A 255-nucleotide genomic window follows, 5' to 3' on the forward strand; every position below is an offset into this window, starting at 1 on the left:
TCCCCAACATTTTGCAAAGTCAGATTTTTAGCCCTTCTGTTTTTGCGGAGTGTCTCGCCCAGAGTCATTATTACTTCCATTGATTAACTCTTAATTAAATTTTTTCGTGAGTAGTGTTGTGTTTTACGACATACTGTTGTAATGTTGTGTCATAATTGACAATGTACATTTTAACAGTGTCAAAAACAACCGCGTAAATGTATGAACAAACCGGCGCTTTACCGGCAAAAGCCTGATAGACACTTTATTGAACGG

Source organism: Spirosoma endbachense, assembly GCF_010233585.1.
GTDB classification, from domain to species: Bacteria; Bacteroidota; Bacteroidia; order Cytophagales; family Spirosomataceae; genus Spirosoma; species Spirosoma endbachense.